The following is a 21361-nucleotide window of genomic DNA, read 5'->3' as shown; positions in this document are numbered from 1 at the left end:
CCCGGTCCGGCGCACGGACGGATCGGGGGCGGCCGTTGCTCTCCGATCGGAGGCACCGTACCCGCGCCCGGAGCCGGGCGTAACCCCCTGCTCAGCGCTGGCCGGGACGGCTCTGACGCTGGTCGGGCTCGTGCTCGTCGTCCGGGCGCTCCGGGACCCGACAGGATCGCTCCAGCCAGAGTGCGGCCCCGACCAGCGCCAGCGACGCCAGCAACCCGCCCCCGGCGGCCGGCCGGTCCTCGATGGCGGCCCGGGTGGTCTCGACGAAGAGCCAGCCGCTGAGACCTGCGTAGAAACCGGCGAAGATGGCCCCGGCCAGCGCCGACGCCTTGGCCAGCACCACGAACCGGGCGACCATCAGCGGGTTCACCGGATCCCGGCCGGGCTTGCGCTCGATGCGACCACGGGTGTTGACGGCCGCGTAGGCCTCCAGCACCGCGAGCGCGGCCAGCGTCACCACCGGCAGCCACGGCAGACGGGGGATGCCGCTGTAGTAGAGGGTGCTGATCAGCAGCCAGGCGACAGCCGCCGCGCCCAGGGCGGCCACGACCAGGGTCGAGATCCGGGTGGGGCCCATCCGCGACCGGTCCGGGCCCGGCCCGCCCGGTGGTGGGGACTTCGCCTGCGTCATGCCGGCCGGCTCCACTGGGTCATGCCGTCGACTCTAACGCCAGTTCGGGCCGGGGACGCAGTTCCAGCGCGTCGTCGGCGACCGGACCGGCGGTGAGCAGGTCCGTCAACCAACCGTGGCCGGGCAGTCGCCCGTACGGCTGGATGTCGATCCACGGTCGCAGCACGAACGCGCGCAGGTGCGCCCGGGGGTGCGGCAGGGTCAGCTCCTCGTCGTCGCTGAGCACCGGCTCGTCGTCGTCGCCCCAGACCGCGATCACGTCCACGTCGAGTGTCCGCGGCCCGAACCGCCGCCCCGGGTCGCGGACCCGGCCGGCCGCGCGCTCCGCGACCCGGGACCGCTCCAGCCAGTCGCGGGGCGTGGCGGCGGCGTCCTGCACCAGCAGCACAGCGTTGAGGTACGCGGGCTGGTCGGCGTCCCCCCACGGTGGAGTCTCGTACACGCCGGAGACCACAAGTACGGTGTCGCCGAACGTGGCGACTGCCGTCCGGAGGTGTTCCAGGCGGTCGCCGAGGTTGCTGCCGAGCGAGAGCACGGCCCGGGTCATCGGGTACGCGTCCGGGTCATCGTGACCGCCACGTCGGTGAACGTGTGCGGCACCGGCGCCTCCGGCTTGTGCACGGTGACCGTGGCGGTGCGGACCCGTTCGTCGGCCAGGCAGACGGCGAGCAGCCGGTCGGCGAGGGTCTCGATCAGGTTGACCGGCTCGCCGGTCACCACCGCCACCAGACGTTCGGCCAGCTCGCCGTAGTGGACCGTGGCGGTGACGTCGTCGCTGGCCGCCGCCGGGGCGAGGTCCAACTCCAGGACGGCGTCGACCACGAAGTCCTGCCCCTGGGCCCGTTCGAAGTCGTACACCCCGTGCCGGCCGCGGGCCCGCAGGCCGGTCAACTGGATCCGGTCGCTCATCGGTCTCCCTCTCGTCGGCCGGCGGCTGCGCGTACGGCCGGCCCAGCCGGGCCGGCCGGCACCAGACGCGGGCTGCCGGTGGCGGCCCAGACGGCGAGCGCGTCCACGGTGGCCCGCACGTCGTGCACGCGTACACCCCACGCACCAGCCGCTACGGCGAGCACGCTGGTGGCCACGGTGGCGGCCTCCCGTTCGGCGGTGGGTCGTGGTGTGCCGTCGGCCCCGGCGAGCAGTCGACCGAGGTAGGACTTGCGGCTGGCGCCGAAGAGCAGCGGGTACCCGAGGTCCAGCAGCTCCGGCAGTCGGGCGCTGAGTTCCCAGTTGTGGGCGGCCGTCTTGGCGAAGCCGAGGCCGGGGTCGATGACGATGCGGTCCGCAGTGACCCCGGCGGCCAGTGCCTCGTCGATCCGCTGGGCCAGCTCGTCCCGCACATCTGTCACCACGTCGGTGTAGCTGGCCAGGTCGCGCATCTGCCGGGAATGCCCCCGCCAGTGCATCAGGACCCAGGGGCAGCCGGCGTCGCGGACGACCCGGGCCATGTCCGGGTCGGCCAACCCACCGGAGACATCGTTGACCACTGCCGCGCCGGCACCCAGCGCGGCCTCGGCCACGCGCGCCCGGCTGGTGTCGATGCTGACCGGCACACCGGCGGCGGTCAGCTCGCGGATGACCGGTAGCACCCGCTCCGCCTCCGTGACCGCGTCGATCCGCTCGGCGCCGGGGCGGGTCGACTCGCCGCCGATGTCGATCAGGTGCGCCCCGGCCTCGCGCAGACGGACGCCGTGTCCGACTGCCGCGTCGAGGTCGGCGTACCGTCCGCCGTCGGAGAAGGAGTCCGGCGTGACGTTGAGGACGCCCATCACCACCGGGCCCGGAGCCCGCACCAGATCGGTCACGACTAGACGGTACCGGTCGCGGCGGCGGCACCCGGCGGCCCGGGTCGACCACCCCTGACGTGCTCATTAGAACAGGTGTACGATCGGTCATCCGGGCAGCATCAGGCAGTCCCTTCGCGGCTTGTCGCATAGCGGGGCGGCCCGTACGCTTTGGAATTGGCCAGCATCGAGATGGCGAAGCTTGGAGGGAGGGCCGAAGCGGGGGAAAACCGCCCAAACCTCGCCACCCTCCGTGGTGAGTAACGAACGCAGGGTCAAGAACGCTGCGCCCTGTGGAGCACATTTCCCGCCAGGCTCGTCCATTGCACCGCTGCGGCACCGCCGGCCGCGCTATGGGGAGGTTCCAGTGATCGCCTTCGAGCTCATGGAGACGGCGTCTTCCGGCGTCGCCCACGCGCTCTCCACTCTGGCGTCGGCTCCACTCGCGGAGCCGGCACCGAAGGGGATCGACACCAGCGGTGTCGTCACCTTCTTCGCCAGCAAGATCGCGCCGATCCTGCTCGCCGTCCTGGGCGTCATCTTCATCGGTCGCGCCAGCCGAGGCGAGATCTCCAAGGTGCTGACCAGCTCCGCGATCGCCATCGTCGGGCTCGCCTTCATCGCCGGCGCGGCAACACTCTTCTTCGTCGGCGATTACCTGATCGACCTGATCTTCGAATAGGCGCGTTCACCAGATGCGGCTACGCACCGACGACGACATCTACCGGGCCCGCCTGGTCTACCTCGGGCCGCCCGGCTACACCCTTCCGGTCCACCTGCCCTACGCCCAGTACGGGCTCTTCATGCTGCTCGTCCCCCTCTACATGTTCATCCACTGGCTGTTCACGTTGACTGTCGAGCTCTTCCCAGCGTGGGAGATCGCGCTAGCCATCGTGACCACGTCGTTCATCTTCCGGCACGTCGACCCCGACCGGCCGGCGCGGGTGGTCATCCGCACCGCGCTGACCGACTGGCGACGCACCCGGGAGCCGGCGATCGAGCAGCGCGACCCGCGTCTGGTCGGCAGCCGGATCAGGATCCGGGAGGAGCTGGCATGACCGGGCGTACGCCGAGCGGTCTGTTGCACGACGCGGGTGAGGCGGTCGCATGAGTCGCTCGTCCCCGCCGGGTCCCCCGGCCGGCCGCCCGGCCGTGCCGGCCAGTCACCGTGCGCAGTCATTCGATTACCCCGACGCCGAGGACGAGGTGGCGCTCGATCCCGCGCTGGTGACCTCGCCCGGCCACGGCGCGGTAGGTGTGTTCCAGGCACCTCGGCCGGTCACCCGCCGGACGCCGCCCGCCGAGCCCAGCACGGTCTCGGCCGGCGAGAACGCCGACATCGACTCGCCGTTCCTGGACCTGTTCGGTGGCGCGCGACCTGGTGGTCCACGGGCCGTGACGGCAGGCCCCGCGACCCGGAGCCAGCCGGCGATCCCGCAGCAGCCGCCCGCGGCCGCCCCGACGCCGGCCCGGCCGGCTCCCGAGTTGGAGCCACCGTGGACGCCCGACGACCGGTCCACCAGCGACCGGCAGGCCGTCGAGCCACGACGGGCGGACGTCTACCCGGCCGGTGAATCCCGGGTGCCGCATCAGGCGGGCGACCGCCACCCGATGCCGCACCCCTCGGACGACCCCGAGCCGAGCGCCGCAGCCATCGGCTCGGCACCTCGGACGTCCAGCACCGCGCCCGTCGCCCCACCGGCGGCATCGGTGCGGCGTCCGACCGCCACGCAGGACCGGCCGACCGTGCCGGCGGAACGGCCGGCCACCGCCGCCCCGAGCGACCGGCCGGCGCTGGAGCGGGCGCCACGCCGCTCCGGGTCGGAGCGGTCCAGGGAGGCCGGGAAAGAGGTCGCCCCGCCCCGTCAGCGGGCCGCGAGCAACCAGGACCGGCCGATCAAGCCGACCCGCGTCCGCGCTCCGAAAATCAAATTCGGCGACCGGGATCCGTCGGTCGAGCTGGCCATCACCGAGATCGCCGGCCACCTGACCTTCACCCCCAACACGGTCACCGCCTGGTACTGGCTGCCCGAGGTCCGCTGGGCCTTCCGCCCGGACGCCGAGCGTGAGGCGCTGTTGTCGGCGATCTCCGAGCAGTACGCGGGCCTGGCCGGCTTCCGGCTGCACCTGCGCCGGACCACCCGACCGTTCCCCGCCGACGAGTGGGCGCGCACCATCGACGCGCACACCCCGGCACCGCTGCCCGACGTGGCCGGCACCACCGGCTGGGCGGACCACCTGGTCGCCGCCCAGCGGCACCTGATGGCCGTCAACCACGCCGAGGGGCAGACCTACCTGGGCGTCACCTTCGCCCGCCGCTCCCTCGGCGACTCCATGACCGAACGCCTGCTCCGCACCTTCGGCCGGGGCACCGCCGAGGGCGAGCGCCGCAAGCTGGGCCGCACCGTGGAACAGTTCGACGAGGTGCTCGGCGCGTTCGGCATGCGCGGCCGACGAGTCACCGCCCAGGAGCTGGAGTGGCTGCTCTACCGCTCGGTGGCGCTGTGCATGGCACCCCCGGGCCGGCTCTCCCCGGTGACCGACGGGCACTGGGAGCGCGGTGACCTGCTCGCGCTGACCGAGCAGGTCGAGCGCTACCGCACCCCGTACGGCTCGACAGTGAAGCTGGTCAACCGGATGACCGGCGAGGAACGGCACGTGGCCGTGCTCGCCGTCGGCCGGATGGAGCCGCTGGAGATCCCGGAGCGGCACGAGCCCTGGCTGCACTTCCACGAGCGCCTGCCCTGGCCGATGGAGATCTCCACCCGGGTCGACATCCTCGGTTCCGGCGACTCGTTCCGCAACCTCGAACACCGGCTTCGGATGATCCGCTCCCAGCAGCTCGACTACGCCGAGCACGGCATCGACGCACCACCGGAGCTGGAACGCCTCGCCAAGCGGGCGCTGGTGATCGGCGACGAGATGACCACCGGGCTGCCCGTCGACTCGGCCCGCGCCCACGGCTGGCACCGGATCGCGGTCGGCGGCCGGACCAGGGAGGAGTGCCTGGAGCGGGCCCGCCGGCTCATCCAGCTCTACTCCCGGGAGCTGCGCATCTCCCTGCAGCACCCGAAGAACCAGGACTGGCTGGCTCGCGAGTTCATCCCCGGCGAGCCCATCGCCAACACCGGCTACGTCCGCCGGATGCCGGTCCCGCTGCTCGCCGCCGCGCTCCCCCAGGCCGCGTCCACCGTCGGCGACCGCAGGGGCGACCTCATCGGGCGTACCGCCGGCACCTGCCGCCGCCCGGTCTTCCTCGACCTGCACTTCCCCATGGAGGTACGCGAACGCTCCGGGCTCGCGGTCTTCGTGGCCGAACCGGGTGGTGGCAAGTCGACCCTGCTCGGCGCGCTGGGCTATCTCGCCGCCCGCCGAGGGGTCCAGGTGACCCTGCTCGACCCGTCCGGGCCGCTGGCCCGGCTCTGCGCCATGCCCGAGCTGCGGCCGTACTCCCGGGTGTTGAACCTGACCGGTTCGGAGCACGGCACCCTGGCGCCCTACTCGCTCATCCCGACGCCCCTGCGCAGTGAGTTCGCCACCGGCGCCGCAGGTGACCGCGAGTTCGAGATCGCGGTCTCCAACGCCCGGGCCGAGCGGCGCATGCTGGTCCAGGACATCTGCATGATGCTCGTGCCGCCGCAGGTGGCCCGGGAGGCGTCGACCGCCACCCTGTTCCGGCACGCCGTCCGGCAGGTCCCCGCCGAGGAGACGTCCACCCTGGACGACGTCGTGAGCTGCCTCGGGCGGCTCGACGACGACGCCGGCAAGGAACTGGCCAACCTGCTCCTGGACACCGCGGAAATGCCGCTGGCCATGCTCTTCTTCGGTCGGCCGCCCGAAGGTCTGCTCGGTGCCGACGCGGCGCTCACCGTGATCACGATGGCCGGGCTCCGGCTGCCCGACCTCAAGATCGAACGAGAGTACTGGTCGGCCGAGGAGGCCCTCGCCCTGCCGATGCTGCACACCGCGCACCGGCTCGCCGTCCGCCGCTGCTACGGCGGGTCGATGTCGTCCCGCAAGCTCGTCGGCCTCGACGAGGCGCACTTCATGGAGGGCTGGCGGTCGGGCCGGTCGTTCCTGGTCCGGCTCGCCCGGGACTCCCGCAAGTGGAACCTCGCCGCGCTGGTCGCCTCGCAGAACCCCCGCGACATCCTCGGCCTCGACGTGCAGAACCTGGTCTCCACAGTCTTCGTCGGCCGCATCGCCGAGGACGCCGAGATCGCCTCCGAAGCGCTGCGGCTGCTGCGGGTGCCGGTCAACGACGGGTACGAGGCCACCCTGGCCTCGCTCTCCGCCGCAGACACCAACTCGGCCAACCGCCTCGGATTCCGCGAGTTCGTGATGCGCGACGTCGACGGCCGGGTGCAGAAGGTCCGCGTCGACGTCTCGTACGTCGAAGGCCTGCTGGACCACCTCGACACGACGCCCGCCGCGATCGCCGCGGCGGCCGGAGTCCTGCCGAGCATCTCCCTGCCGGATCTGGAGGCGTGACATGGCTGGGCCCCGGGCACGGATCGCATCGTTCCTGCTCGCGCTCGGTGTGCTGGCCGGGGCCACCCTCAGCTGGCCGCTGCTCGGCGCGGAGGCGGCCGCGGCCGCCCCACCGGTCGCCCAGGCCCGCGCCGACCTCTGCACGACAGCCGAATGGCAGGCGGACTTCCGGGCCTGCGTAGGGAAGCTCCAGGCGGTCAGCGAGGACGAGGTCAAGTGCCGCAACGCGCCGACCCCGGGCGCACCGGACTCCGGCCTCGCCGGCTGGTTCGCCGCCGCGCCGCCGGCTGAGGCGGCGAACGGAGTAGCCGGTCGGTACAGCCTCTACGGCTACGCGGGTTACAGCTACAACACCTACGACATCGACGGCGGCTGCGCGTCGAGTGTGCTGCATCCGGACTACAAGTTCACTACGACAGTGGCGAACGGCGAATTCATGGTCGCCACGGCGGTCATCGGTGCCTCGAACGCCCTCAGAGAACGCGCCTGGGATCCCGGCTCGATGTGGGGTTGGGCGGACCCCCTGGTCGAGAAGGCCACCAAGTCCGTCTACGAGAAGGTGTTCAGTGTCTTCGGGATCGTCACGCTGTGCGTGGTAGGGCTCTACCTGCTCTGGCGATCTCGGCAGTCGGACATGAGCAACGCCATGACCACCGCGGGCTGGGCTCTGTTGGTGATGGTAGCGGTAACCGCCCTCGCCGCATGGCCGGTGAAATCGGCGAACATCGCAGACGGCGCACTCGTCACCAGCCTCGGGGTGGTGCACGACGCGGTGGGCCCGCAGGCAAAGGAACCGGCCCCCGGACGCTGCATCGACCCAGATCGCTGCAAAGACCTCAGAACCCCGGCCGTCCGCGCGAGCGACACCGCTACCGAGACCATGCTCTATCGGAACTGGGTCCGGGGGGTCCTCGGTTCGGCGGACAGTGAGACGGCCCGCAAGTACGGTCCGGCACTTTACGACGCGCGATCTCTGACCTGGGGCGAAGCACAGTCCATGCGCGCCAACCCGGCCACCCGGGAGGCGACGATCAAGGCCAAGCAGCAGCAGTGGGCGCGGGTGGCCGAGCAGATTCAGACCGAGGACCCGGAGGCGTACGAGTACCTCCAGGGTGTCCGGGACATGGACCGGGTCGGTGCCGGGTTCATCGCGGTGCTGGCCTCGATCCTGTTCGCCATGTTCGACCTGACCGCGTCGCTGCTGGTCCTGCTGGGCTTCCTGATCTTCCGATGGGCAGTGATCGCGGCGCCCATTCTGGGCACTGTCGGGTTGCTCCGACCGGCCAGTGCCGGCCTGCGGCGGCTCGCGAACGCCGTGGTCGCCGCTATCTTCAACATCGCCATCTTCGGCACCGGGGCCGCCATCTACCTGTTCGCGGTCGATCTGATCATGAGTACGCCCACGCTGCCTGGCTGGCTCCAGGTCGTGCTGGTGTGGCTGTGCGGAGTGGTCGGTTGGTTGCTGCTGCGGCCGTACCGGCGGATCACCCAGCTCGGTGGCAAGGACAGCAGCGAGGCGGTCAGCTCGGCCGGGTCCTGGCACCGCCGGTTCTTCCGGGACATGCGGACGGCGGCCCGGCTCGACGTGGCCGAGCCCGGGGGGACGATGGAACCGGTGGGCGGACGCCGCCGGTCGCCGGTCGCCGAGCAGACCCGGCTGCGTCCGGAGGCCCGCCGGGAAGACCCGGCCCCGGCGCCGACCCCAACCCCGGTCGCGGGCGGACGCGGCAGCGACGGTCGACCGGACGGTCAGGAACGCGCCGATGAGGCGCCGGCGAAGGAGACCGGCAACAGAGGTCGTCAGGCGCCGCCGCAGCCGCGTCGACGGCAGCCGGCGACCTGGACCGAACCGGACGTACCGTCGGAGAACCCGTCGTTCGTGGTCTACCGGCCGGGCTCCACCGAACGTGTGCCGGACCGCACCGGACCTCGGGTGCGCTCAGAGGCTCGGTGACAGCGATGCGACGGGCCCTGGAATTCCTCTTCACCCGGGCGTTGCGGTCTCGGCTGGGAGTGGCGGTGGTGATCGCGGTACTGGTCTTCGGGGTGATCGGGGCGGCCCGCCTCGCGTCCGGCCCGATGGACCCGGCGGACGGCTTGAGCAGCCGACCGAACCGGCCGATCACCACCGTCGACCCGACGGCCGGTGACGACGGGGTGATCTCCACCGAGGCTCCGCCGTCGCCGGTCACCCGGCCCGGCGCCCGCACGCCGGAGCAGACCGCCGACCGGTTCGCTTCGGCCTGGCTCGGTCGACCCGGCATGACCACCGAACAGTGGCAGGCCGGCCTGCGGCCGTTGTCGACCCCGGCGCTGACCGAGAAGCTGGCCGGTGCCGAGCCCGGTGGTGTGCCGGACGGGGAGGTGACCGGCCCACCATCGGTGCGATCGCGCACCGACACGTTCGTGGAGGTCCTGCTACCGCTCGACACCGGGCGGCTCCGGTTGGAGCTGGTGGTTGCGGACGAGGGTTGGCTGGTCGACGTGATCGACTGGGAGCGACAGTGACCGCCGGCCGAGCGGGCCGCGCTCTTCGCCGCCCGATACGGGTCGGCGTGATCGCCTCGGTGCTCACCGGGGTGCTGCTCCTGCTCTGCTGCACCGGAGGCACCGCGGCGTTCTTTCTCAGCGGTCTCGGCGGCGATGCGGAGAACGGGGACGCCCTGGCCGGCTGGGGCTGCGGACCAGTGCACCCGGTGGACATTGTCGGCGAGCTGCCCCGGTTCGCCGAGTATGGCGACGCGCAGGTCCGCAACGCGGCGATCATCATCAAGGTCGGCCAGGACATGGGGGTGCCCTCGCGTGGCTGGGTGATCGCCCTGGCCACCGCCATGCAGGAGTCCGCGCTGCGTAATCTGGCGAACACCGGGGTGCCCGCCTCGCTCGCCCTGCCGCACGAGGGCGTCGGCGCGGACCACGACTCGTTGGGTCTGTTCCAGCAGCGGCCGGGATGGGGCTCGGTCGCCGAGCGGATGACTCCCGCGTACACGGCGCGGAAGTTCTACGAAAAGCTCGTGAAGGTGCGCAGCTGGCAGCGCCGACCGCTGACCGTCGTGGCCCAGCAGGTCCAGGTCAGCGCCTATCCGGACGCGTACGCCAAGCACGAGGAGCTGGCCAGCAAGATCGTGGACGCGCTGGCCGGTGGCGCGGCCCGCACCGTCGAGATCAACGGAAAGGCGGTGTGCGATGCGGCCGAGCGCGGCCAGATCGCCGCCTCCGGCTGGACCGCGCCGATCTCCGGTGACGTGGGCTCCGGCTTCCAGACCGCCGACCGACCCAGCCACAACGGCGTCGACATCGGAGCGGGCAAGGGCACCGAGATCCGTGCCGCGGCCGCCGGCCGGGTGCTCGTAGCCCGCTGCGACCCGGACAAGCGCGGACGGCGGAGCTGCGACGTGGACGGGTACCCCGGCAAGGGCGGCTGTGGCTGGTTCGTCGACATCCTGCACGCCGGCGGCTACATCACCCGGTACTGCCACATGGTGGTCCGCCCCCGGGTCACACCCGATCAGATCGTGCCGGCCGGCGAGGTGATCGGGCAGGTGGGCAGCAGCGGTAACTCGTCCGGTCCACACCTGCACTTCGAGGTGCACCTGCGAAACGACAGGTCCAGCCGGGGCGCGACCGACCCGATTCCGTTCATGCGCGCGCGGGGCGCCCCGCTGCGCGCCGCGGAGTGAGGCTGTCGCGGGCATGACCGGACCGATGCCGGACCCGTTCGCCGACCAGCCCGACTGGGCGCCCCGGCCACCCCGCCCACTCGCCATCGTGCCCGCCACCGGACGTGTGGAATTACGCGGGCAGCGGGTGCTCGTCGGCCTGCCCGGGCTGGGCTGGCGAGGGGACCTGCGCGCGGACGACCGCGTCGTGCAGGGTGCCCGGACCTACGTGCCGGTCATCCCCGAGCACGAGTGGTACCGGGCCGAGGCCGACCAGGTCGAGGTGTTCGCGCCGCTGGTGCCGGTGGAGCGGGTCTGGGTGGAGACTGTCGGTGAACGGCCCGGATCGGACGGCACCCGGGACACCGGCATCCGGCTGGTCTCGCTGGACGGGCCGTCCCACCGGTCCCCCACGCCGGTGTTCGAGGCGGACGCGGTCACCGGCCGCCGGGTGGTGCACGTCGAGGGTGGGCTGGAGCACCGGGACATGCGGGCCGTCACCGAGACCTACTCCGGGGCCGAGGGCGACATCTGCGTGCGGATCACGCCCGAAGTCGAGTGGTACCGCTGGGCCTGGCGTGGCCAGTCACCCACCACCCTGGAGGTTCCGGTCCATCTGCTGTGGATCGAATGACTACTGGCTGACCCTGCTGCCGGTGCACACACGCCAGCCATCTCTGTCTTGAACATCGAACCGCCAGGTGTCAGCCAGACTTTGCTGAACTCCGTCGATTGATGCGCTACGGCGGATAACAGCGATAACCGAAGCGTCACGTGAACTGACCTTGGAAACGACGACACCTTCGATGTTGATCGAAAACGATACATCCAGTTCTCGTTCTCGTCGGACTACCTGTGCGCCGAACTCATCCAGCGCCGGAACTGCACCGTCACAGGTGAATTGCTTGGCCCTGTTGACGTCGCGAGACACAAGCGCCGCCTGTAGGTAGTTGACGACAACCACGTCGGGGGCGCTGCGGTCGGGGGCGGCCGCGCGGGTGTACAACACGTACCCCGTCGCCACCGCACCGAGGCAGAGCAGGGCGAGCACCCCACCGACCACGGTGAGGACGGTTCGCAGTCGGCGGCGGCGTGGTTGTGGTGCCGGCGCTGGCGGGGCCGGCGGCAGCTGCTCGGACGGAGTCCGTTGGGCCGGTACGCGGGAGACCTGGGAACCGGCGGGGGGCTGCACTGATTCCACCTCCTGAAGTTATCGGCTGGACGGCCCGGAGCCAATGCCTCAGATCCAGCGGATCGTGACGGACCCCTCCCCACCGGTGAGATCCGCGACAACACCGGCGCACCGCCGTGGTACCTCCCGGAGGAGCGGCTCGGGCTGGGTTACCGTCACTGCTCGGGGAGGGGTTGCCAACCTCGGGTGAGGGGGTGGACACGGTGGCCGGTCCGAAGGCACGCACGAACCGAGCGGCGGCGCTGCACCGCCGGGCCGCAGCTGTCGTGACCGCCGCGGCCGGCATCCTCGACGAGACTCGACCGGCCCCCGCGGATCAGCGCCGCCAGTACGAGTTGGCCGACCGGCTGCGGGTGGTTGCCGCGCGGCTGGCCCCGGGCTGGTCGGGCGCCAATCTGGACTCGCTCACCGTGGATTCCCCGGCGGGTGACGGCCCGCCGCCCTTCGTGCGGGTGGGTACGGCGGCACCGTTGGATGACGCCCGTTTCCCGGCGCTCGTGCCGCTGATCGGGGCCGGGCATCTGAGCGTGGACGCCGATGCGCGGGAGCCCCGGGTGGCGGGGTTGCTGCGGGCCGTGCTGCTGCGGTTGCTGGGCGGGGCGCCCGCCGGTGCGCTGCTGGTGCGCGCGGTGGACGCCACGGGTGCGGCGCTGACGCCGTTCGCCGCACTGGGCGATGCCGGGCTGCTGCCGCCACCGGCGGTGGACGTGGCGGGTCTGCGGGCGGTGTTGACGGAGGCGGAGCAGTGGGTGACCCCGGGTGCGAGCGGGCGTCGTCGCCACGACCGCACCCTGCTGCTGGTGGTCGCCGCGTTGCCGGAGCTGACCGGCCCGACCGACCTGGCCCGGATCGAGGCGCTGGCCGAGCAGGGGCCCGCGGCCGGCCTGCACCTGGTGGTGGCCGGTTGGCCGCCACCGGGCCCGTACGCGTCCCGGGCGCCGCTGCCGCAGGCGACCTCGCTGGTGCTGCGCAACGCGTACGCGCTGCTCGGCGATCCGCCGGGGGCGTCGTTCGCGAGCCCCGGTGCCGAGCCACCTGGCGGGTTGAACTCACCGGTCTTCGTGGAGACGGACCCGCCGGCGGATCTCGTCGACGCGGTCTGTCGACGGCTCGCAGCCCAGGTGGAGGCGGGTTCCCGGCTGGCGTTGGCCGATCTCCTGCCGGCGACGGGTGAGCAACTCTGGGAGGCGGACTCCTCGGACAGCCTCACCACGATGGTGGGTGACGCCGGGGGCCGGCCGGTGCCGCTGGGCTTCACCGAGTTGACCCCGCACTGGCTGGTCAGCGGCCGTTCCGGGGCGGGACGTGCGGCGTTCCTGACCACCGCGCTGCTGGGGCTCGCTGCGCGGTACGGCCCGGACGACCTGGCGCTGTACCTGGCGGATCTGGGCGACGGTGAGTCGTTCGTGGAGTTTCTGCAGACCGAGCGGGACCGTTCCTGGATCCCGCACGTGCGGGCTGCGGCGATGGCGGCCGACCGGGAGTACGTCCGGGATCTGCTCGACCAGTTGACGGCCGAGGTGCAGCGCCGTGCGGAGGCGGCCGGGCGGGCCGGCGGGCAGCGCTTCGCGGAGCTGCGCCAGCACCGCTCGCTGCCCCGCATCGTCTGTATGGTGGACAATGTGCCGCTGCTCTTCGCTGAGCGCGATCGGCTGGCCGGCGAGCTGACCGCGCAGGTAGACCAGCTGGCCCGCACCGGTCGGGCGTACGGCGTACACCTGGTGCTGGCCGGCGCGGGTGAGCTGGGGTTGAGTGGCCGCGCGGACGCCGGGCACCGGGATTCGGTTCTCGGACAGTTCCCGGTGCGGGTGGCGTTGCCGGGTGGCGGCCCGGTGCTGGAGCCGACCAACGACTCGGCCGCGGGGCTGCCGGTGGGCAGCGCGGTGGTGAACACCGCCGGAGGGCTGGGTGGCCCCCGGGGCGCGATCCGTGGCCACGAGCGGTTGATCCGTCACCCGGATCCGCTGGACCATCCGGAGGTCGTCGAGCAACTGCGGCACGAGCTGTGGGCGGCCCGGCCGGCCGGGTCGGCGCCACCTGTGGTGTTCGCCGGTTACGCTCGTCCGCTGCTGAGCAACGATCCGCGTCACCGGGCGGCCCTGGCGGGCCAGGCGCACGGGCCGGCGGCTCTGCTCGGCCGGGCGGTGGACGTGGCCCGTACGACGGTTGCCGTTCCGATGGGGCCGGCGGCCGGTCGCAACCTCGCCGTGCTGGGCTCGGGACCGGCGGCGGGTGGGCTGTTGGCGACGGCGGCCCGGAGCACCGCGGCTCATCACCCGCCGGGCACCGCCCGGTTCCTGGTGGCCGCCCCGGACCAGGGGGCACGCCCCCTGGCGGAGGAGTTGACGACCGAGCTGGCGGCCCGCCATCCGGCGTGCCTGGTGGACGTGCCGACGCTGCTCGCGGACGCCGACGGGGAGCTGCCGACGTACCTGGTGGTCTTCGGGTTGGATCGGCCCGGGCCGCGGGAGTTGCCGGCCGACCGGCTGCGCGCGCTGCTGCGGGACGGGCCGCCGGCGGGGCGGCACCTGCTGGGCTGGTGGCGGGCGGTGCCCCCGTTCGCCGCGCTGCTGGAGCCGGACGGCGAGGTCGACAAGCTCGCCGCCGTGGTGGTGCTGGACGTGCCGGCGGCGCAGCTCGCCGCCGTCTTCGGCCGGCCGGTGGAGTGGCGGGCGCACCCGGAGCGGGCGGCGCTGTGGGACGGTCCGGACGAGCGGGGCACGGTCCTGGTGCCGTTCGCCGACGGGGTGGGGTGAGCGGGCGGTGCGCGCGGGAGGTGTCGGTGTGGGGTCGAACGCTACGGTGACCGGGCCGGGGCGGCAGAGGACCGCCGGGTCGGACGGCGATGGCACGCCGGCGGCTGCCGAACCCGTCAGCGGGTGGGCCGAGTATCTGGCGGCGGCGCGGCAACTGGATGCGATCCGGCGCGGCGCGGCTGCCGCTGCCGGTGAGCAGGCCCGCTCGGCGGAGGCCGCCCGGGAGGAACTGACTGTCGTGCGCGCCGGGCTGGCGAGTCAGCAGGAGCGGCTGCGGGAGCGTGGCGTACCGGCGATCTCGCTGGTGCCGTCGCCGCCGGAGCTGACCGAGGCGGCCCGGTCGATGGCCGGCGGTCCGGCCGCCGTGCTGGCGGCGCTGCGGGCCGCGCGGGGTCAGGCCGAGGCCGCGGACGCGGCGTTGGCCGCACGTCGCGGCCTCCGACCGGCCTCCTGGCCCGCGCGGGCGCGCAACCTCCTGGTGTACGGGCCGTTGGCGCTGCTGGTGCCGCTGATCCAGGTCATCGTGTACGCGACGACGGGTACCGGCCCGGCCAGCGTGGCAGCCCTGATCGCTGGGCTCCCGATGCCGGCGGTCGCCTTCGTCGCCGGCTGGGTGACCGTCGGTCGGGTGTTCCACGCCAGCCCCGGCGAGCGGCTGGACCGGACGGTACGCCTCGGTGCGCTGGTCTGTCTGGTGCCGGCGGTGCTGGTCACGGCCGGCCTGCTGCTGGCCCTGCTGGCCGGCTGACCCGCCGCCGCGCAGGCCAACCCGAAACGAGCGCCGGCCACCGCAGAGGCGACACCCGGATATGCGACGGCCGGCCACCCCGGAGGGGACGGCCGGCCGTTGTCGCGTTCGCCAGGTCAGCGGGGGATGATCAGCGCCATCGCCTCGGCCCGCGACTTGGAGTCGGACTGCAGGATGCCGCGCACCGCCGAGGTGATGGTCTTGGCACCGGACTTCTGGATGCCCCGCATCGCCATGCACATGTGCTCGCATTCGAGCACGACGACGACGCCGCGCGGGGCGAGCTTGCTCATCAGCAGGTCGGCGACCTGCGAGGTGAGCCGCTCCTGCACCTGGGGTCGGCGGGCGAAGACCTCCACGAGGCGGGCCAGCTTGGACAGGCCGGTGATCCGCCCGTCCGGGCCGGGGATGTAGCCGATGTGCGCGCTGCCCCGGAACGGCAGCAGGTGGTGCTCGCAGAGGCTCATCACGTCGATGTCCCGGACGATCACCAGCTCTTCGTGGTTGGCCTCGAAGGTGGTGCTGAGCACCTGGGCCGGGTCGACGCGCAGGCCGGCGAAGAGCTCGGCGTACGCGCGGGCCACCCGGGCCGGGGTCTGCTGGAGCCCGTCGCGGTCCGGGTCCTCGCCGACGGCGATCAGGATCTCCCGGACGGCCTTCTCGATCCGGCCGAGGTCGACTGCGTCCTCGACCGGACGGCCGGTCAACCGGCCGCTGATCAGCCGGGCGGCAACGTAGTCCAGCCCGTCGTCGCCGTCGGGCTCGGTCGCGGAAACGGCCAGCTCCCGGTGAGGGGAGCTGGCCGTCGGGTCGTTGCTCAGTGCGTACCGTCCGAGTTGTTGGACGGCGTGCCGCCACCAACGGACGCCTGCGCGCCGTCGGCCTGGGCCTGCGCCTTGAGCTTGTCCTTCTCCGCAGGGGTGAGCACGGGCGGCTCGGTGGACGGCTGGCGCTTGCCGAAGCCGTTGTACGGAGCCAGCGGCGGGCGCTTGACGACCCGCGCGCAGATCCGCGCCATGTCGGCCGTGGAGAGGGTCTCCTTCTCCATCAGCTCGAGCACGATGCTGTCCAGGACGTCCCGGTATTCCACCAGGATCTCCCAGGCCTCGTCGTGCGCCAGCTCGACAAGTGCCCGCATCTCGCCGTCGATCTCGGCGGCCACCGAGTCCGAGTAGTCCCGCTCGTGGCCCATGTTGCGGCCGAGGAACGGCTCGTCTCCGCTCGTGCCGTACTTGATCGCGCCGAGCTTCGAGCTCATGCCGTACTGGGTGATCATCGCGCGGGCCAGCTGGGTGGCCTTCTCGATGTCGTTGCCGGCGCCGGTGGTCGGCTCGTGGAAGACCAGCTCCTCAGCGGCCCGGCCGCCCAGCGCGTACGCCAGGGTGTCGATCATTTCGGCGCGGGTCTGGGTGTACTTGTCCTCGGTCGGCAGCACCAGGGTGTGGCCCAGCGAGCGGCCACGGGACAGGATCGTCACCTTGTGCACCGGCGCGGCGTGCGGCAGCGCCCAGGCGACCAGCGCGTGCCCACCCTCGTGGTACGCGGTGATCTTCTTTTCCTGGTCGCTCATCACCCGGGTCCGTCGCTGCGGACCGGCGATCACCCGGTCGATCGACTCCTCCAGGGAGTCGTTGGTGATCGCCCGCTGGTCCTTGCGGGCGGTGAGCAGGGCCGACTCGTTGATCACGTTGGCCAGGTCGGCGCCGCTGAAGCCCGGGGTACGCCGCGCCACCGAGTCGAGGTCGACGTCGGGGGTGAACGGCTTGCCCTTGGCGTGCACCCGCAGGATGGCCTTGCGGCCCTCCATGTCGGGGGCGTCCACCGGGATCTGCCTGTCGAACCGGCCCGGGCGCAGCAGCGCCGGGTCGAGGATGTCCGGCCGGTTGGTGGCCGCGATCAGGATGACCCCGCCCTTGGTGTCGAAGCCGTCCATCTCGACGAGCAGCTGGTTGAGCGTCTGCTCCCGCTCGTCGTGGCCGCCGCCCATGCCGGCGCCGCGGTGACGGCCGACGGCGTCGATCTCGTCGACGAAGACGATCGCCGGGGCGTTCGACTTGGCCTGCTCGAAGAGGTCGCGGACCCGGCTCGCGCCGACACCGACGAACATCTCCACGAAGTCGGAGCCGGAGATCGAGTAGAAGGGCACCCCGGCCTCGCCGGCGACCGCGCGGGCCAGCAGGGTCTTGCCGGTGCCGGGCGGGCCGAACAGCAGCACGCCCTTCGGGATCTTGGCGCCCAGCGCTTGGTACTTCGCGGGGTTCTGCAGGAAGTCCTTGATCTCGTGCAGCTCCTCGACGGCCTCCTCGGCACCCGCGACGTCCGCGAAGGTCGTCTTCGGAGTGTCCTTGGTGATCATCTTCGCCTTGGACTTGCCGAAGTTGAGCACCCGGGAGCCGCCGCCCTGCATCTGCGACATGAAGAACAGCAGCAGGAGCACGAGCAGCGCGATAGGCAGCAGGTTGACCAGCAGGCTCACCCAGATGCTGTCCGACGAGACCTTGGCGTCGGCCGGGCCGGTGACCCGGTTGGCCGCCTTGGCGTCCAGCACCTCATTCCAGATCTCGTCCCCAGCCTGGTACGGGAACTGGGCCTCGATCCGGTCGGTGTTGGTGTCACCGAACTTGGTCTTGTTCTTCAGGTCCAGCTGGAGCGTCTGCTCCTTGTCCTGGAAGACGACCTTGTTGATCTGAGCGGTGTGGAGCTGGTCGAGCGCAACGGAAGTGTCCACGCGGTGGTAGCTGGGACCAGCGGTGAACAGCTGACTGAGCACAACGGCGCCGAGGATGACCAGGATGATCCAGACCACCGGTCGGCGGAAGAAACGCGTACGTTCCATACTGTTGTCGAGCGCCGGAGCGCCCGCATCCTCCTGATCGACGTCCTGACCGTCTGATGGTGTCGCCGCCCTGGGCGGCGTCGGAGCCGCCGTGCGGGCCGGCCTCGACCCCGAGGCGCGAAAACTGCCGCGCCGCGGTCATTCGACGGTACACCGTGTACGCGAGGAGTGAGCTTGCGAGCCCCGCAGTGGTGCATCAATCGAAGGCCCGTGCACGTGAGGAGCAGGCCCGCGAGTCCCACCCCCGGTTGTCCGTCGCCATCGACGACGGGCTCCGTGAGCGGCCTCGCCAGCCCCGCACCAGGCGTACGGCGGGTCCGGGCAAGAACCGGCGTGGCGGGGAATCCGGCCCGGCCACCCGCACGCCCGGTCACGCGGTCGAGGGGCCGGGCGCGAAGTTGCCTCCGCGCCACCGGGCTCCACGGTAACCGGAACAGCTGAGAGCCCGCTGAACGTCGGCTTGACGAATACCGATGCGAGTTGCTCTCACTCGACCGGGGCGCGACCCGTCCGGGCCGGCCCGGGCGGCGTCAGAACCAGGCGAGCGGCGGCCAAGACCGGCTGCCGGCCGTCAGGACCGGGCGTAGACCTCGGGCTTGAGCACCCCGACGTAGGGCAGCTCCCGGTACCGCTCGCCGAAGTCGAGGCCGTACCCGACCACGAACTCCGTGGGGATGTCGAAGCCGACGTACTTCACCGGAACCGGCACCTTGACCGCGTCCGGCTTGCGGAAGAGCGCGACCACCTCGACGCTCGCCGCCGAGCGCGACTCCAGGTAGCGCAGCAGCCAGGAGAGCGTCAGGCCGGAGTCGACGATGTCCTCCACGACCACCACGTGCCGACCGGCGATGTCCCGGTCGAGGTCCTTGAGGATGCGGACCACCCCGGAGGAGGTGGTGCCCTGGCCGTAGGACGAGATGGCCATGAAGTCGAGTTCGGCCGGGGGGCCGTTGCGGCCCAACGCCCGGGCGAAGTCCGCCATGAACATCACCGCACCCTTGAGCACGCAGACCAGCAGCAGTCCGTCGCCCACGTGGGCGTAGTCGGCGGAGACCTGCTTGGCCAGCTCCGCTGTCTTCTCGCGGATCTGCGCCTCGGAAATGATCACGTGGTCGATGTCGGCGTCGTACCAGGAGCCGTCAGCCATGACTCCTAGCCTGCCGTACGTCCGATGGCCTCCGTCGGCGGGGCCGCACCTTTCGGCGCGGTCCCGCCGGGGATCTTCGGCGCAAAGGACATCAAACGCATCAGCTGGTGCGAGACCGCCAGCGGCGGCCGTCCTCGCTGGGCTTCCAGTCGGCCGAGTCGTGGCTGTCCGCGGTGAGGCCGGCCGCCGAGGCGGCGACGAGCAGGACGAGGAACAGGAGGAAGAGCAGGAACTCCATGGCGGCGCTCACTTTCGCATGGTTGCTGTCGGTTTCGCCGCCGGTGCGCACCGGACTGAGACCAGTCTCCGCCGACTCCCGTCGGCCGGACAGTGGCAGAGATGCCACTGGGCATCGATTTACTGCCACCTCTGGGGTTACCCTCGTCACATGCTCCGATCCGTCGCCGTCCTCGCCCTCGACCAGGTCGCTCCCTTCGAGCTCGGCGTGCTGGCCGAGGTGTTCGGCACCGACCGGACGGCCGACGGCTTCCCGGGGTACCGGTTCGACGTGTGCAGCCCCGACGGCGCTGCCGTCCGGACGTCCGCCGGCTTCCACCTCACCCCGAACGCCGACCTCAGCCCGCTGGAGGAGGCCGACCTGGTGGCCGTCCCCGCGCACAGCGCGGGCACCGTCATCCCCGACGCGGTGCTCGACGCGCTGCGCCGCGCCGACGCGCGCGGCGCGCACCTGTTCAGCGTCTGCTCCGGCGCCTTCCTGCTCGGCGCGGCGGGCCTGCTGGACGACCGGGAGTGCACCACCCACTGGCGCTACGTCGACGAGCTGCAGCGCCGGCATCCCCGCGCCCGGGTGCGCTGCAACTCCCTCTACGTCCAGGATGGCCGGCTGCTCACCAGCGCCGGCACGGCGGCCGGCATCGACGCCTGCCTGCACCTGATCCGCCAGGTGCACGGCTCGGCCACCGCGACCCGGCTGGCCCGGCGGATGGTGGTCCCGCCGCACCGCGACGGCGGCCAGTCGCAGTACGTCGAGGCGCCCATCCCCCGGGCCCCCGAGGCGCCCACCCTCGAACCGGTGCTGGAGTGGCTGATGGGGCACCTGGACCGGACGATCACGGTGGAGGAGCTGGCCGCCCGCGCCGGCATGGCCCCGCGCACGTTCGCCCGCCGGTTCCGCGCCGAGACCGGCACCACCCCGCACGACTGGCTCACCAACCAGCGGGTGCTGCTCGCCCGGCGACTGCTGGAGGAGACCCCGTTGAGCGTGGAGGCCGTCGCCGACCAGGCCGGCTTCAGCGACGCCGCCGCGCTGCGCCACCACTTCAGCCGGCGGGTCGGCGCCACCCCGCACAGCTACCGGACCACCTTCCGGGACCGGGCCGACGCCGCCGGGGCGCTCAGCCCGAGCTGAGGGCCGTCAGCCGGTCGCCACGACGGAGTACGCGCACACCCCCGGGCAGGTCGGTGGGACCCTGACCGTGCCAGTCGGTGACCAGGGCGTCCAGCGCGGCGACGTGCCGGTGCGACAGTGCCCCGGGCACCGCGCCCAGCTCCCGTGCCCAGGCGTGCAGCACCCGGGTGCGTACGGCGGCGGCCAGACCGGCCAGCTCCGGCACCGCGAGCCCACCGGCGGCGTGCCGGGCCGCCGCCAGCGCCGTCGCCGCCGTCTGGTCGAGGGCGGCGTTGTCCGCCGCCACCAGCCGGGCGGTACGCGCCAGGTTGTCCACCACGCCCGGCCCGAGCGCCCGCACCAACGCCGGCAGCACGTCGGCGCGCACCCGGGAGCGGGCGTACGACGGGTCGGTGTTGTGCGGGTCCTGCCACGGGCTGAGCCCGAGCGCGGCACAGGCGGCGCGGGTCTGCTCCCGACCGATCTCCAGCAGCGGCCGCAGCAGCGGCACCCCGCCCAGGTCACGTCGGCCGGGCATGCCGGCCAGCCCGCGTGGACCGGCGCCCCGGGCGAGCGCGAGCAGCACGGTCTCCGCCTGGTCGTCGCGGGTGTGCCCGGTGAGCACCGCGACCGCCTCGTGCCGCCGAGCCGCCTCGGTCAACGCCTCGTAGCGGGCCTCCCGGGCCGCCGCCTCGGGGCCACCCACCCGGCCGGCCACCTCGACCCGGGCGACGGTCACGGGCGCGAACCCGGACTCGCGGGCCCAGCC

The 21361-nt window shown here is 72.4% G+C and carries 20 protein-coding genes; 10 read left to right on the top strand and 10 right to left on the bottom strand.

The genetic code is table 11. From position 1 onward, the window contains the following. Positions 1-91 precede the first annotated feature (91 nt). From B0E54_RS21170 to folP, 4 genes are read right to left on the bottom strand one after another with little or no spacing between them, the layout of a single operon-like run. Positions 92-631, bottom strand: a complete 540-nt coding sequence (locus tag B0E54_RS21170) for a DUF3180 domain-containing protein (protein WP_234587449.1) — start codon at positions 629-631, stop codon at positions 92-94. A gap of 19 nt (positions 632-650) precedes the next feature. Then, positions 651-1178 (bottom strand): 2-amino-4-hydroxy-6-hydroxymethyldihydropteridine diphosphokinase, encoded by a 528-nt coding sequence (gene folK, locus B0E54_RS21165; protein WP_234587447.1) that lies wholly within the window; start codon positions 1176-1178, stop codon positions 651-653. Further along, positions 1175-1540: a dihydroneopterin aldolase gene (folB, locus tag B0E54_RS21160; RefSeq protein WP_234587444.1), complete on the bottom strand. Its 366-nt coding sequence runs from the start codon at positions 1538-1540 to the stop codon at positions 1175-1177. The genes folK and folB overlap by 4 nt, the downstream gene beginning before the upstream one ends. Beyond that, positions 1537-2436, bottom strand: a complete 900-nt coding sequence (folP, locus tag B0E54_RS21155; RefSeq protein WP_234587442.1) for a dihydropteroate synthase — start codon at positions 2434-2436, stop codon at positions 1537-1539. The genes folB and folP overlap by 4 nt, the downstream gene beginning before the upstream one ends. 346 nt (positions 2437-2782) lie before the next feature. Between folP and B0E54_RS21150 the strand changes: the two genes are divergently transcribed. The 7 genes from B0E54_RS21150 to B0E54_RS21120 are packed head-to-tail and all read left to right on the top strand — an operon-like array spanning position 2783 to position 11199. Next, entirely contained in the window at positions 2783-3097 is a 315-nt protein-coding gene (locus B0E54_RS21150; RefSeq protein ID WP_007466099.1) for a hypothetical protein, read from the top strand. 13 nt (positions 3098-3110) lie between these two features. Continuing rightward, positions 3111-3473 (top strand): hypothetical protein, encoded by a 363-nt coding sequence (locus tag B0E54_RS21145; RefSeq protein ID WP_007466101.1) that lies wholly within the window; start codon positions 3111-3113, stop codon positions 3471-3473. 49 nt (positions 3474-3522) lie between these two features. Continuing rightward, positions 3523-6906 (top strand): ATP-binding protein, encoded by a 3384-nt coding sequence (locus tag B0E54_RS21140; RefSeq protein ID WP_234587440.1) that lies wholly within the window; start codon positions 3523-3525, stop codon positions 6904-6906. Between the two features lies 1 nt (position 6907). Further along, positions 6908-8860 (top strand): MFS transporter, encoded by a 1953-nt coding sequence (locus B0E54_RS21135; protein ID WP_234587437.1) that lies wholly within the window; start codon positions 6908-6910, stop codon positions 8858-8860. Beyond that, positions 8857-9414 carry a hypothetical protein gene (locus B0E54_RS21130; protein ID WP_234587435.1) on the top strand — a complete coding sequence of 186 codons (558 nt, stop codon included), beginning with the start codon at positions 8857-8859 and terminating at the stop codon, positions 9412-9414. Before B0E54_RS21135 ends, B0E54_RS21130 begins: the two co-directional genes overlap by 4 nt. Beyond that, complete coding sequence (locus tag B0E54_RS21125) at positions 9411-10586, top strand: M23 family metallopeptidase (protein WP_234587433.1); 1176 nt, start codon at positions 9411-9413, stop codon at positions 10584-10586. Before B0E54_RS21130 ends, B0E54_RS21125 begins: the two co-directional genes overlap by 4 nt. Positions 10587-10599: 13 nt before the next feature. After that, a complete protein-coding gene (locus B0E54_RS21120) occupies positions 10600-11199 on the top strand; it encodes a hypothetical protein (RefSeq protein WP_234587430.1) in 600 nt (199 codons plus the stop codon). On the opposite strand, the gene B0E54_RS21115 is transcribed toward B0E54_RS21120, so the two are convergent. Next, positions 11200-11757: a hypothetical protein gene (locus tag B0E54_RS21115; protein WP_234587531.1), complete on the bottom strand. Its 558-nt coding sequence runs from the start codon at positions 11755-11757 to the stop codon at positions 11200-11202. 194 nt (positions 11758-11951) lie between these two features. Between B0E54_RS21115 and B0E54_RS21110 the strand changes: the two genes are divergently transcribed. Together B0E54_RS21110 and B0E54_RS21105 are read left to right on the top strand one after the other, a co-directional pair. Next, positions 11952-14513, top strand: coding sequence for an FtsK/SpoIIIE domain-containing protein (locus B0E54_RS21110; protein WP_234587427.1), 2562 nt, complete (start codon positions 11952-11954; stop codon positions 14511-14513). A 46-nt stretch (positions 14514-14559) separates the two neighbouring features. Continuing rightward, the gene (locus B0E54_RS21105) at positions 14560-15261 is read left to right on the top strand and encodes a hypothetical protein (protein WP_234587528.1); all 702 of its coding nucleotides are present in this window, start codon (positions 14560-14562) and stop codon (positions 15259-15261) included. Positions 15262-15377: 116 nt separating this feature from the next. Here the strand turns inward: B0E54_RS21105 and folE are convergent, their stop codons facing one another. The 4 genes from folE to B0E54_RS21085 all read right to left on the bottom strand — a co-directional run bounded on the left by folE (position 15378) and on the right by B0E54_RS21085 (position 19494). After that, positions 15378-16043: a GTP cyclohydrolase I FolE gene (gene folE / locus B0E54_RS21100; RefSeq protein ID WP_234587526.1), complete on the bottom strand. Its 666-nt coding sequence runs from the start codon at positions 16041-16043 to the stop codon at positions 15378-15380. A 35-nt stretch (positions 16044-16078) separates the two neighbouring features. Beyond that, positions 16079-18097, bottom strand: coding sequence for an ATP-dependent zinc metalloprotease FtsH (ftsH, locus tag B0E54_RS21095; RefSeq protein ID WP_234587425.1), 2019 nt, complete (start codon positions 18095-18097; stop codon positions 16079-16081). Between the two features lie 571 nt (positions 18098-18668). Further along, the gene (gene hpt, locus B0E54_RS21090; RefSeq protein WP_030328005.1) at positions 18669-19244 is read right to left on the bottom strand and encodes a hypoxanthine phosphoribosyltransferase; all 576 of its coding nucleotides are present in this window, start codon (positions 19242-19244) and stop codon (positions 18669-18671) included. Between the two features lie 100 nt (positions 19245-19344). Beyond that, on the bottom strand, positions 19345-19494 hold the full coding sequence (locus tag B0E54_RS21085; RefSeq protein WP_234587421.1) for a hypothetical protein: 150 nt from the start codon (positions 19492-19494) through the stop codon (positions 19345-19347). Between the two features lie 138 nt (positions 19495-19632). On the opposite strand from B0E54_RS21085, the gene B0E54_RS21080 reads away from it, so the two are divergent. Then, on the top strand, positions 19633-20613 hold the full coding sequence (locus tag B0E54_RS21080; protein ID WP_234587419.1) for a GlxA family transcriptional regulator: 981 nt from the start codon (positions 19633-19635) through the stop codon (positions 20611-20613). On the opposite strand, the gene tilS is transcribed toward B0E54_RS21080, so the two are convergent. Next, positions 20600-21361, bottom strand: a 762-nt coding sequence (gene tilS, locus B0E54_RS21075) for a tRNA lysidine(34) synthetase TilS (protein WP_234587417.1), incomplete at its 5' end; no start/stop codon positions are given. The two genes, B0E54_RS21080 and tilS, sit on opposite strands and share 14 nt — an antisense overlap.

The sequence above is a fragment of the Micromonospora sp. MH99 genome (assembly GCF_021442385.1).
Lineage (GTDB): Bacteria > Actinomycetota > Actinomycetes > Mycobacteriales > Micromonosporaceae > Micromonospora.
The sequence above is the reverse complement of the archived record's forward strand: the minus strand, read 5'-3'. Positions and strand labels throughout refer to the sequence as shown.